This is a genomic window from Methylotuvimicrobium alcaliphilum 20Z (assembly GCF_000968535.2).
GTDB classification, from domain to species: Bacteria; Pseudomonadota; Gammaproteobacteria; order Methylococcales; family Methylomonadaceae; genus Methylotuvimicrobium; species Methylotuvimicrobium alcaliphilum.
The window spans coordinates 1,742,230-1,755,246 of the sequence record NC_016112.1; the positions used below are offsets into that span (position 1 = coordinate 1,742,230).

11 protein-coding genes are annotated in these 13,017 nt (G+C 46.1%); 9 read left to right on the forward strand and 2 right to left on the reverse strand.

Going from position 1 to position 13,017, the window contains the following annotated elements; genetic code table 11:
* Positions 1–28 precede the first annotated feature (28 nt).
* The 7 genes from MEALZ_RS07455 to MEALZ_RS07485 all read left to right on the forward strand — a co-directional run bounded on the left by MEALZ_RS07455 (position 29) and on the right by MEALZ_RS07485 (position 6,630).
* Positions 29–1,243: a PepSY-associated TM helix domain-containing protein gene (locus MEALZ_RS07455; RefSeq protein WP_014148010.1), complete on the forward strand. Its 1,215-nt coding sequence runs from the start codon at positions 29–31 to the stop codon at positions 1,241–1,243.
* Positions 1,244–1,648: 405 nt separating this feature from the next.
* Positions 1,649–2,752, forward strand: coding sequence for a sulfotransferase domain-containing protein (locus MEALZ_RS07460; protein ID WP_046061042.1), 1,104 nt, complete (start codon positions 1,649–1,651; stop codon positions 2,750–2,752).
* Positions 2,753–3,210: 458 nt separating this feature from the next.
* The gene (locus MEALZ_RS07465) at positions 3,211–4,047 is read left to right on the forward strand and encodes a cupin-like domain-containing protein (protein WP_014148012.1); all 837 of its coding nucleotides are present in this window, start codon (positions 3,211–3,213) and stop codon (positions 4,045–4,047) included.
* Between the two features lie 318 nt (positions 4,048–4,365).
* Entirely contained in the window at positions 4,366–5,049 is a 684-nt protein-coding gene (locus tag MEALZ_RS07470; protein WP_014148013.1) for a 4'-phosphopantetheinyl transferase family protein, read from the forward strand.
* A 212-nt stretch (positions 5,050–5,261) separates the two neighbouring features.
* Positions 5,262–5,639, forward strand: a complete 378-nt coding sequence (locus MEALZ_RS07475; RefSeq protein ID WP_162472931.1) for a DUF4351 domain-containing protein — start codon at positions 5,262–5,264, stop codon at positions 5,637–5,639.
* A 332-nt stretch (positions 5,640–5,971) separates the two neighbouring features.
* Positions 5,972–6,265, forward strand: a complete 294-nt coding sequence (locus MEALZ_RS07480) for a toxin-antitoxin system TumE family protein (RefSeq protein WP_014148015.1) — start codon at positions 5,972–5,974, stop codon at positions 6,263–6,265.
* The gene (locus MEALZ_RS07485; RefSeq protein WP_014148016.1) at positions 6,262–6,630 is read left to right on the forward strand and encodes an HVO_A0114 family putative DNA-binding protein; all 369 of its coding nucleotides are present in this window, start codon (positions 6,262–6,264) and stop codon (positions 6,628–6,630) included. Before MEALZ_RS07480 ends, MEALZ_RS07485 begins: the two co-directional genes overlap by 4 nt.
* Positions 6,631–6,941: 311 nt before the next feature.
* On the opposite strand, the gene MEALZ_RS07490 is transcribed toward MEALZ_RS07485, so the two are convergent.
* Both MEALZ_RS07490 and MEALZ_RS07495 read right to left on the reverse strand, forming a co-directional pair.
* Positions 6,942–7,160, reverse strand: coding sequence for an MbtH family protein (locus MEALZ_RS07490; RefSeq protein ID WP_014148017.1), 219 nt, complete (start codon positions 7,158–7,160; stop codon positions 6,942–6,944).
* A 97-nt stretch (positions 7,161–7,257) separates the two neighbouring features.
* A complete protein-coding gene (locus tag MEALZ_RS07495; RefSeq protein WP_014148018.1) occupies positions 7,258–7,764 on the reverse strand; it encodes an RNA polymerase sigma factor in 507 nt (168 codons plus the stop codon).
* 946 nt (positions 7,765–8,710) lie between these two features.
* On the opposite strand from MEALZ_RS07495, the gene MEALZ_RS07500 reads away from it, so the two are divergent.
* Positions 8,711–10,393 carry a cyclic peptide export ABC transporter gene (locus MEALZ_RS07500; RefSeq protein WP_014148019.1) on the forward strand — a complete coding sequence of 561 codons (1,683 nt, stop codon included), beginning with the start codon at positions 8,711–8,713 and terminating at the stop codon, positions 10,391–10,393.
* A gap of 12 nt (positions 10,394–10,405) precedes the next feature.
* Positions 10,406–12,796, forward strand: a complete 2,391-nt coding sequence (locus MEALZ_RS07505; protein WP_014148020.1) for a penicillin acylase family protein — start codon at positions 10,406–10,408, stop codon at positions 12,794–12,796.
* Positions 12,797–13,017 lie beyond the last annotated feature (221 nt).

The window sequence follows — 13,017 nt, forward strand, 5'->3', positions numbered from 1 at the left end:
GGGGAGAAGAAGCCCCTAAATTCTCACAATGACTTCGACAAGAATACTTAGCGAAATCCGCTTGGCTCGGCTAAAGCGCCGTCGAAAACTCTGGTTAAGCATTCATCTTTGGCTCGGTTTGCTTTTCGGTACATTTATTGCCGTGATCGGCCTAACCGGCAGCATCCTGGCGTTTTATCCCGAAATTGACGAATGGCTGGCACCGGGATTATTGACGGTTAAACCACCGTTCGCGGATGCCACTTATAAACCATTGGTTGATATTATTGCCGCCAGTGTCCCTGAGATGCCTGGAGAAGCTAAACAAGCGCATATGCACTATCCGCAGAATGCCGAAGCCGCGTGCAGGATTCGTTATGCCGTTCCGATTGCCCATGGCGCCACCGAATTTTGGGAGGTATCGGTCGATCCGTACACTGCTGAGGTGATAGGTAAACGTTTACGTTGGTCTAGTCATCAACTCTTTCCAACAACGTTTATCGATTTTATTTTTATCCTGCATTATTCGCTGCTTCTGGGTGAATACGGTGAGCTGGCAGTCAGCGTCATTAGCGTATTGACGATTATTTCGGTATTGACCGGACTGATCGTCTGGTGGCCTTTAACCGGTAAATGGCGTCAAGCTTTGACCATTAAGCGCAAGGCCAGCGCCGAACGTTTAATTTTCGATCTACACAAAACCAGTGGAATTTATTCGGCTGCTGTACTGTTACCGGTATTGTTTTCCGGCATCTACATTACCGTGCCGAAATATGTGGTGCCGGTCGTCGAGTTGTTTTCGTCAGCGACTTATCGCTATTGGTTTCATTCTAATCCAAACACCAACTTAGCATCTTTGGGAATGGCAGATGCTGTAAAAATTGCTGAGCGAGTGTATCCAAGCGGGCGTTTGCAAGTCATTTACGGTGCGATGAAACCTGATTCGACCTTTACCGTTTGTAAGGACGGTGTTAAACAAGCCGGTAGTCTCTTGCGTCGTCGTTGCATAGTCATAGACCGCTACAGCGGCGAAATTCTGGATATTGATGATCCGACTATTGGATCGGCTGGCGAGGTGCTAAGTCATTGGCAATGGCCGTTGCACTCCGGTCAAGCATTCGGAATGACTGGACGCATATTGGTATGCCTGTCGGGGTTGCTTTGTCCATTGTTGTTTGTAACGGGAGTTGTGCGCTGGAGGCATAAGTGCAGAGCAAGTAATAAAAGCCATTCAAAAGCATTGAAAAACAAGATAGTTCAATAAAATAATTGAGGCTTCCGTACTTTCCGTGGTAATAGCGGATCGACACCGAACAAGAAAAGAAGATTTTCTTTAAGCAACTGATGTTAAATGTAATTTATTCAGTAAGAATTTTCTTTATCGCTAATTTTTCAAATTACCACGGGAAATTCGGAAGAGCCATAATTGAATGGTAACTATTCAGTCCCCCGGCAATTATCGTTCCCATGCTCTGCATGGGAATGCCTGAGTACCGCTCCAGCGGTACGAGACGCTAGAGCGTCTCGGGCGGCATTCCCACGCTGGAGCGTTGGGGAACGATAAGGGGTGTGAATAATTACATTGAATGTATTGCTGGCTCTTCCGTACTTGCCGTGGTAATAGCGGATCGACACCGAATAAGAAAAGAAGATTTTCTTTAAGCAACTGATGTTAAATGTAATTTATTCATTAAGAATTTGCTTTGCAGCTAATTTTTCGAATTACCACGGGAAATCTGGAAGAGCCGTATTGCTTTGGTTATTTTTATTAATACTTTATAGGTTACTTAAATACATGGATGATAATTATTTTTACTATAAAAGAAAGATGTTGTCTCGAGCTTATTTTTTGTCGGCTGAATATACGAGCATACATAACGGATATATTTCTGACGACGAAGAACCTTCTAAAATTGAATATTTATCAAAGTGGATTGAATATCAATTTCTTCCACATTATTTTGGCTATGTCCCTGCATGGCGAAAATTTGTACGAAAATTCTCTGGCAAGCGAACTTTACCGGATTTCTGTGTCGTTGGTCCAATCAAAAGCGGTACCAGCGACTTAGCTATCAGTGTCATGTTGCATCCTAATGTCATGACTCCATTAGCTAAAGAGATATTATCTTCTGATATTGAAAAATGGCGAATAAATTACCCGACAGAAAAGGAGAAAAAGGTTTTTACTTCTCGAAATAAAGTGGCATTAACTCCGTTTTTGGCACCATATCTTCATTGGATGGAGTTAATCTATAATATTTCCAGAGAGCAGCCTGAAACTAAAATCGTTCTAACCTTAAGGGATCCAGTTAAAAGATTTTACTCACAGTGGAAGTGGGAAATATTTGTAGCTGGAAAAAAACGATCGAATAATTTGCCTTTTTTAAATTCGTTTCCGAATTATGTGAATAAGGCATTATCCATTTTTCCTGAATATCCTATGTTTACTGCCTGTGGTTTTGATCCATTGCAAACGAGTATATATTGGAAGGCTGTTGGTTATTGGGTTGAATGTTTTGGTCAAAATAATGTACTAGTACTGGATGTGCAAGACTATTTTTCAGATAGCAATAAGTTTTTAAATAATATATATGATTTCGTTGGATTGCCGTCTTTTGAACAACCCAAGTTTATAGATAGAGTCAATGAAAATCCACTTATATTGCCTCCGCCTGATGAGGAAAGTATTGCCAAGTTACGTGCTTTTTTCGAACCGTATAATCAAAAGCTTTGGCATTTGTTGGGTAAGGAGTTTGATTGGGGAGCTAGTTAGCTTTGTAAAATAGATAATTTGTTCTACTGTAATTGTTCACACCCCTTATCGTTCCCCAACGCTCCAGCGTGGGAATGCCGCCCGAGACGCTCTAGCGTCTCGTACCGCTGGAGCGGTACTCAGGCATTCCCATGCAGAGCATGGGAACGATAATTGCCGGGGGACTGAATAGTTACGTTCTACTTGTTGGGTTTTAATAGCTACATAATAATAGCTGAATATTGCATTGAAGAAATTTAGGTTTTTTGAAATTTTGCCGCATTAGAGAGCCATTTATTGCACATTCGTTTCTTATCTTGGTATTTAAATAAATAAGTTTAAATATGCTATGATCGGTGTTTTAAGATATCGACCATAACTTATGGTTATGAGTGGCATATGTGTCGCCAGTTTTATGAGAAATTATAAAAAAGAAAGTTAGATATTGGTTCTGCGGTTGAACAATAGGAGATTACACAATGTATTCGAGTGCAAAATTACCATTGCAAGTTCAAAGAATATATAACCCATCGATTGAAGAGTTTAATAAGTTATATGCGGTACCGGGTAAGCCAGTGTTGATAACAGGAGTTGTTTCCCAATGGAAAGCTTGCTCACTATGGAATCCACAATATTTCAAGTCGCTTGCTGGTGAGCGGGGAGTTCCTGTAAAGCGGATGAAAAACGGGAATTATCGTGAAGCATCTAGCGAACTGATGACGTTATCGGAATACTTGGCTCTGGTAAACAACAATCCAGTCGAAGAAGATCGCGTGTATCTTAGCGAGCAACCGGTTAAAAAAATTCTTCCGGAATTGGTTTCGGACTATTCTGTCCCTGCATACATCGATTCGAAAGAGCCATTGGCTGCTTGTTATATTGGGAGTCATGTATATTCCCAGATACATTTTCATCCTTATGGAAAAGCTTTGCTTTGTGTTGTTTCGGGTCGTAAAAAAGTTAAACTTTTCGCACCCGATCAAACTCAATTTTTATATCAGAAATATAATTTCAGCAAGATTACGGATGAGCCCGTTGATTTAGAAAAGTATCCTTTGTATGCAAATGCAAACTACTATGAGTGTGAAGTCAACGCGGGAGAAATGCTCTTTTTTCCAATCTATTGGTGGCATGGCGTTGACACGCGGGAATTCACATCGGCTGTTGTTTTTTTCTGGAACGATCCACGTCGTTTGAGATGGCTGCCCCCACCGGGCATACCTTGGCATACACCTTTACTATTTGAAATTGCTTCTTGGTATTTTAAGGGGAAAGCAATTCTGCGGAAATTAGCGAGTTATCAAGATAGAAGTTGAACAGTCCTCGATTTAGGCTTTTACTCTTTCCAATTTTGATGCTTGGTACTAAATGACTGTTGTGTATTGAATCCGCTGGCCGGTAAAAGTGTTGTATACATCCTTTTGTCCGATTTTTTCCATTATTCCAATCCCGCACCCCGCATATGCTGCCGTAAACTCAGCGGTCGCATATTGATTCAGACTTCCTTGATGTAGTCCGGGCATTCTTACTAGGGGCCGACGGCGCGCCAGTCGTTGGGGATTTCCTTGTAATAAGGCCGGAACGAATATTGCTTTTCGTGATCGACGATTTGATCGATCGCAGGATGATTATGTATGGATATCGATTTATGGTTTGAAACGTTAGTCATTACCGATGAAGAGTATCGGTATTATTGGTCTCTACTGGACAAAAATGAGCAAGATAAGGCCTTGCGTTTTGTGCAAACAAGGCATGGCCGGAGTTATGTGGCAAGCCACGGGAAGCTCAGGTTGATTTTGGCCGAGTATCTGGGCATGCCTCCTGAAACAATCACGTTTTCAACACAAGCGCACGGCAAACCTTTTGTTGCCTGCGGCAATTCCAATGGCATTAGATTCAATTTGGCTCATTCCGGCGATCATATGGCGGTTGGTGTCGGTTATGCTTATGATATCGGCGTCGATATCGAAGTATGGACGGATCGGGTCGATTATCATGGGATTGTGGCGTTATGTTTTTCTGAGGAAGAGACTCGGTTTTGGTCGGATTTGCCGAAGGAGCGGCTGCAAGAATTTTTTTACAGACTTTGGACAAGGAAAGAAAGCTTCATCAAAGTTGTCGGCCTAGGATTTTCGTTAGATGTTTCTCAAGTGGAAACCGCAGTGCAAGGGCCGAGCCGATTCTTGTCGTTGCCGAGCGGATGCGGTTCGCCGAAAGGATGGTGTTTGATCGATTTGGATTTAGCTAATGGCTTGAGTGGTGCAGTGACTATTTCGGGCCTGGATATGCCGAAGATTGTTTACAAGCATCTCGGGTAGGGGTCTGGTTGTAGGTTGCGGTAGTTCCTTGTGGGCTGGATCTCGGCAATCCCTAACGAGATGACGTTGTTAATAAATAGGGTCGGATCCTGAGATATCCCCAAAAAATAGCTATATAAAATAATTTGCTATGGTTGAAAATTGAAAGATAAGTTGGTTTTTTCGTATACATTGGTAGAAAAAGGGGTTACATATTTGAGCAATTATTTCGGTTGTCGCGCGATTACGCGCGGCAGGATATTATGGAGTTGTTACGGGTCATAGATTGGCTGATGCAGCTCCCGGATGAGTTAGAACGGCAATTAACCTATGAAATCAAACAACTGGAGGCGGAAACGATGACTTATGTGATGTCGATAGAGCGTTTGGCTCTGGAGCAAGGTAAATTGGAAGGGAAGGCCGAAGGAAAAGTGGAAGGAAAAATAGAGGGCGAGGCTGGACTGCTTCAGCGCCAGTTGATCAAACGCTTCGGCCCGTTGCCGGGCGCGATTCAACGACGTCTGGATCAAGCCACGTCGGAGCAACTCGAAATCTGGGCAGAGCGGATTTTGGATGCGCCGAACTTGCCGGCGGTGTTCGACGATCATTGAACACCGTAGCCCGGATGGAGCGCAGTGCAATCCGGGACAGGCGAGGCTACGAATTCCCCGTATTCCGCTGGCGCTGCATACGGGCTACGCGCTACGAAAGTATTCGCGGATACATCATAAAAAATTCATTCGCCATGAAGATAAACGACTATAAAGTCAACAACATAATGTTTCATGTAATATGTAACTTATTGTTATTTATGCACTGCATTCCCAAGCAAAGAGCTTGGGAACTAGCGATTTGTGGGGATACCTCAGGATCTGACCTTTTAAAACATTGCTTCTAAGCACTATATTGCATTCTAAGCACTATATTGCTTAGAATGCAATACATGAAAACTAAAGCCGAACCGGTTTTAAATGAAAAAGTCGTCTTGGGAGAATGGACGGTGCAGATGGTCATTTGGCGGTTGGCCGCGCCGGTGGTGGGTAGCGACCATTTATATAAATACCGTCTATATTGCGGCCGTAATGGTCAATGCCGATTGCGTTATGATAATGAGCGCGGTAAGGGTGATCACATTCACGATGGCGAGAATGAAAGACCGTATTGGTTTACCGATTATGAAACCCTGATTAGTGATTTTCGCAGCGATGTGCGGCGCGTGATGGAGCGTGAACAATGAGTAAAGCGATTATTGAATTGAGCACTCTGGATAATGTATTTACCCGGTCGCTGGCGTTGGTCAAGGCGATTGACGCCGGCGAGTCAGCCCCGGCCGATTATCATCTGGGGTTTACCGATGCCGGGCAATTGTTTGCCGAGTTTACCGGCGAACGCTGCCGGTTGCTGGATGTGTTGAAAGCTACGGGGGCGCAATCCATTTACGCACTGGCCAAGCGACTCGGGCGCAATTACAGTAACGTGCACCGCGATATTCAAGCCATGATGGCGCACGGGTTGATTGAAAAAAGCGATGAGAATAAAGTGTATGTACCGTGGGATAGCGTAGAAATCCGGGTTACTCTGGGGGGGAGGCGGGTGGCGTGATTCCGGGTTCCGTCAGCAATACTGGCAGAGTTAATCCCATATTTGAATATAAAAAAGCAGCGTAGTCCGGATGGAGCGTAGCGGAATACGGGGCTGGCGTGGCGATGAATTCCCCGTATTCCGCTTGCGCTGCATACGGGCTACGTGTTTTTTGGCAGGACGGTATTGCGCCACGTCCTGAATGTTTCGGCCGTGGCTAAGGCAAGTCGAGATATTTGGGGCAAATTGAAACGTTAGGGACGGGTTAAATAGCCCGTCCTGCAAAGTTGCCGATGTTTTTTCAACCTCCAACGAGAACAGAGCCTAAAATTTTACTCCAATCCGGCTTGCTGCATATGCTGCCGTAAGCTTAATGGTCGCATATCCGTCCAGGCTTCGTTGATATAATCAAGGCATATCTGTTTTAGGCCTTTGGGGCCGACGGCTTTCCAGCCGTTTGGGATGTCTTTGTATTCCGGCCAGATGGAGTATTGCTCTTCGTGATTGATTACGACCTGATAAATGGTTGTGTCTTCCTCGTCCCAATTCATGCCATTCTCCGTAGATTAGATTGTTAATATGTAAGGCTGTGCGCTTTGCCGGTCATAGCCCTTCCAATGAATAAGACGATTTACTTTCATTTTCACCTCAGTCGTTACTAAGATCGGACTGACGGATTTTGAATTGTTGACGGTAATGCAATAATGCTCTCGATATCAGCTTTTCCACAGCGCTTCCGGAAATATTGAGTTCTATGGCTATTTCCGCGTAGGTCATGCCGTAAACGCGGTTTAAAATAAAGGCCTCTCTGACGCGCTCCGGCAATTCGTCAACAATAGCGGAAAAGATTGATAGTTTTTCTTCGACCAAGGCCTGATGTTCGGCTGAAGGCGCTTCTTCGCTAGGTAGCAGCGAGGTGTTGTTGATATGTTTTTCGGTTACTTTTCGGTGCTTGATGTGGTCGTAGGCAAGGTTTTTGGCGGTACGAAATAGAAATCCCCTTGGATGATCTATCTTTTGCCTCCGGATTTCTTTGGAAAAAATGATAAAGACTTCCTGTACCAATTCGGCAGCGATCTCCGGACAATCGACGATGCGAGCCAAGTGCAGTTGTAATTCTGATTGATGTTGAATGTAAACGGATTCAAGATTCATGTTCTATTTCCGGTTTTTGACGGCGGGACTATTTTGCGGCGGTTAAAATTGTGTGCACTTGGATAGCGGTAACTGCCAAGCTATTCGTTGCAACAGTTAACTTAACTAAATTTAAAGCATTTTTCGAGCCATGGCTTATATAGCTTAATAATCAAATACATAATTGCACAAAGTAAGTCCATTTGAGCATGAATTATGTGATATGCCGCAATTTACTATTCCTACTGTAAGCACGTAGTCTGTTATACAAGGTAGCGGAATACGGGGGGGCGTGGCTTCGAACTTCCCGGATTGGGCTGTGCTTCATCCGGGCTTCGCTGCTATAAAGACTCATTTGCGAAGTTATATAAGCAATTATCGAGCCATATATTGTTAGTCTTAAACATCAACAGCTTAGATGCATACAGTAAGTCCATATGAGCATGAGGTGTGTGATATGCCTTAATTTAGCTATGGCAAATAACACAGTTTAATATTTCTTCGTCCCTTAGCTGTTTACAGACAATGTGCGTTGTTTTGCATCGCAACGACTGTCTGTCAATTTTAGCTAACTTTTCCTTTTATACCTGCTTTACAACTGTGGTTATTTCACCTTCAAAGCGTCTTCCTATATAAGAGGGGTAGACAGTTCTTATTTCTATGATTTATCCGAGATGATGAATTCATAATTCGGCACGGAATCGACATGCCGACCACCCTTTTTACGGGTTCATTATTTCGTGTCGATAGGCATGAAATCGGCTAACTTCCCGATTGTACTGTAGGCGACATTTCAATTTAACGTTGCAAGTCTTATTCACGTTTTTTCTAGCCATGTAGCCCGTATGCAGCGTAGCTGAATACGAGCTACATGGCTTCGAACTTCCCGGATTGCGCTGCGCTCCATCCGGGCTACGCGAAATAGATAATCGGGCGATACTGTGAATTCATAACCTATGGAGTCGATATGTTGTTCTTTTTATGGCGATCATCGTGGATCATCATTACCGGAGTATTTCTATCGGGCGCTGTAAGCGGCCTAAGTAATGCTGCGTTGATTGCCTACATCAATACCAGTTTGGCCGGTAAGCTTGATATGGTTGCCGCCCCTTGGTGGTTTGCAGGACTTGCGGTTATCGTATTAGTCAGCCGATTTATCTCGCACTATTTGTTGAATCGATTCAGTACCAAAATGGTTCGGGATCTGCGGTTGCACATTAGTCGGTTGATCTTGAACGCGCCTTACCCTAATTTACAGAAAATCGGGAAACCGGTATTGCTGAGCCATTTGACCGAGGATGTCGCCGCGATTGCTAATGCAAGCGAACTTTTTCCGTTGCTGTGTATAAATTTTGCCATCGTAATCGGGTGCATGACCTATTTGAGCTGGCTGTCCTGGCAATTGGCGTCCGTATTGGCCGGCGTGATCCTGTTCGGCATAACAACGTTTAATCTGTGCAAAGACATACCGATGCGATCCGTGCGCAACGCGCGGGACGAATACGATGTGCTCAGCAGAGGATTTGCCGCATTGACCGAAGGTGTGCGGGAGCTGAAGCTGCATCGCCGGCGAAGCGATCAGTTTATTTCCGAATCTCTTGCCGGCAGCGCGGATGCCTATCGCGGCCATTCTTTCCGCGCTACTGTGGCTTATTTATGGGTAAATCAGTGGATACAATTTCTTTATTATCTAACCATCGGCTTGATTTTGTATGTATTCCCTGTATGGCAAACCCTTAATCAAGAAATTGTGAGCGGTTATGTCATCGTGTTTTTATTCATGATGTCGCCGCTCACTATCTTAACCAACAGCCTACCGGCATTCAGCAAGGCTAAAGTATCGTTGAATAGGATTCTTCAATTAGACGATAGACTGGCTGAATGCCATTCGGCTGATCGATTGGCCGAATTGACCATGCCGGAAAAGTTTAACGCATTAACTTTGTCGGGTCTGACCCATAATTTTCATCGGGAAAAGGAAAACCGCAATTTCATTCTCGGCCCCATCGATTTGGAATTCCGGCCGGGCGAGTTAGTGTTCCTGATCGGCGGCAACGGCAGCGGCAAGACGACTTTGGCAATGCTGTTGCTAGGTCTTTATCATCCCGAACAAGGCGTTATCCGCTGGAATGGCCGCGCTATCGAGGCCGGTAACCGCGACGCCTATATGCAGAACTTTTCGGCGATTTTTTCCGACTTTTATTTATTCGATCAATTGTACGGTGTGGATATCGAGCGGAATCGATCGTTGATGGACGATTATTTGCAACGCCTTCATCTCAATCATAAAGTGGAAATCGTAAACAACCGGTTTTCTTCGCTGAATTTGTCTCAAGGTCAACGCAAACGCTTGGCGCTACTGGTGGCTTATTTAGAGGACAGGCCGTTTTATGTATTCGACGAATGGGCGGCCGATCAAGATCCGGAATTCAAACATTTGTTTTATACCGACTTGTTGCCGGCATTGAAAGCGCAAGGAAAAACGGTGCTAGCCATCACGCATGACGACAAATATTTTAATCTGGCCGACCGTTGCATCAAGCTCGATGAAGGCCGTATTACAGCCGTTGAGTATCCTCAGGCCCATAGACAGCGATCGCCCGATCAAGACGGTTTGCAGTCTGCCGATGCGGAAACGATGCCTTTTTGACAACCGTTTTCGATGATGACTAATAAGACTAAAAAAATTGGGTTAACGATTGGTTTGGGAGCTGTTGGTTTGTTAGCTGCGACAGCAGGCCTCGGCTATTGGTGGTTGTTCCAACCGCTGCCTGTTTTGGATGGCGAGTTTCAGTTGGCCCGATTGTCCGCTCCGGCCGGCATTGACACGGACAGCCACGGTATTCCGCTGATTCGCGCCGATAACCGGATCGATGCCGCACGGGTATTGGGTTACGTTACTGCCCGCGACCGCTTGTTTCAAATGGATTTGATGCGTCGTAAAACCGCCGGTCGTTTATCGGAGGTTTTCGGAGCAATGGCCGTCAATAGCGACACGCAAGCGCGAATCTATGGTTTCAACGTCAAAGCTAAGCAACTATTGCCAAAGTTGCCCGTGCACCACCGTCAATATTTGCAGGCCTATGCCGAGGGAGTAAACAGCTATCTTCAGCAAAATACTGCATTACCGTTCGAGTTTAAAGTGCTCGGTTATCGCCCTGGGCCTTGGCAAGCCGCAGACAGTTTGCTGATTGTGTTTGGTATGTTCGACAATCTGACCGCTTGGGCCGAACGCGGCGAGCGAATGCTTAGCGTTATGGAGCGCACCTTGCCCGCCGATGTCGTGGCGTTTTTTACTCCGGATAGCGACCGCTTTACCGATGCATTGATGCAACATGCCGCGTCGTTAAGGCCGCCGCAACCAATCCCTGTTCAATCCATGCAGACCTTGTTGGCCAACCGCTCTACCAGCTTCGGAACATTAGCCACCGCTTCGCCCGGCGAAGAGCTGGCCGGTTCGAATGCCTGGGCGGTAAGCGGCAGCAAAACGGGCGATGGCCGAGCGATATTGGCTAACGACATGCATCTAGGCATTAGTGTGCCTAACATTTGGTACCGGGTCGAACTTCACTATCCCAAAGTTAAAGCGGCTGGTCTCAATTTACCGGGTACGCCTTTTCTAATTGCCGGCAGTAACCAACATGTTGCATGGGGTATGACGAATTTAGCCGGCGACTTTCTGGATTTGGTCAAGCTGGAAATCAATCCGGATAACTCCGGGCAATATCGGCATGGCGATGCTTGGTGCGATTTCGGCGAACGCCGGGAAGTGATTGAGATTAAGGGCGAAGAGTCCAAGTTATTAACGGTTAGAGAAACGCTTTGGGGGCCGGTTGCTCAACAACCTATACTGGACGAGCCGGTCGCGATTCATTGGGTTGCCTTGGATGTCGATGCGGTTAATATCGATATTTTGGAACTGGAACAGAGTGAATCGTTGGAGCAGTCGTTGGCGGTTGCCAATCGGGCCGGCGGACCGCAATTGAATGTCGTGCTCGCCGATGAACACGGGCATATCGCCTGGACTCTGACCGGTAAAATTCCTCGCCGGTTTGGCGGAGACGGCTTGATTAGCCGTTCTTGGGCGGACGGGAAAACCGGCTGGAATCACTATGTTCAGCCCAGCGACATGCCTCGGATTGTCGATCCGCCGGCAGGCATTATAGTTTCGGCCAACGAGCGGCGTTTTGCCGCCGATTTCCCTTACACGATCGGTCATCAGTTTGCCAACGGCTATCGTGCCTATCGGATCGATCAGCGCCTCAAGCAAACGAAACAGCATAGCGAATGGTCCCTGTTTAACCTGCAACAAGATACCGAAACCGAATTCTACAGCTATTATCAGCAACTGGCTTTACAAGTGCTGACGCCGGAAGTGGTCAACCAGCAGCCGGCATTGGCGGAATTGCGCGGCTATTTGATGCGTTGGAACGGCCGCGCCGATATCGAAAGCTTGGGGCTGCCGGTCTTGATCGAATTTCGCAAACAATTGATCGATGCGGTGCTCTCGCCGTTTTTGAGCGCATGCAAACAAGCCGACAAGGACTTTGTTTATGCCTGGAATTACGTCGATACTCCCTTGCAGACTTTGTTGAATGAAAAACCCGCGCCATTATTGCCGGACCCAAGGTATAACAACTGGGATCGGTTTATCCTGGCGCAATTGGTCGTCAGTACCGAAAAAGCCATGTCCCGCCATTCGGGCATTACCTTGGCCGACCTAAATTGGGGTAAACAAAATGTCGTCGGTCACGCCCATCCTTTCTCCAAGGCCTTTTCGCTGCTGTCGCCGGTGCTGGATATGCCGCGTCGGCCGGTGGCCGGTTGCGGCGGTTATTGCGTGCGGGTGACAGGTCCCGACTATGGTGCCAGCGAGCGCTTGGTGGTGTCGCCGAATCATCTGCAAGACGGCATTTTGCATATGCCGGGCGGGCAATCCGGCCATCCGCTGTCTGCATTTTACCGGGACCAGCAACCATTTTGGCTGGACGGTTTACCTCTCTCTCTGATCGCGGACCATCCGGAGCACACGCTTCGTTTGATTCCTGAATAAATAATTAAATGCTGACGGCGCTTTTCGATAAAATACACAAATATTGTGGCTATTCAAGGAAGGTTGAAAATGCCTCGGATTGTTACGGTTTATGCTCCCTTGAATAACGATAATTCGGTCGGCGGCATTCGCTGAGTGTAATTATTCACATCCCCTATCGTTCCCACGTTCCAGCGTGGGAATGAAGACCGAGACGCTCTAACGTTTCGTACCGCTGGAGC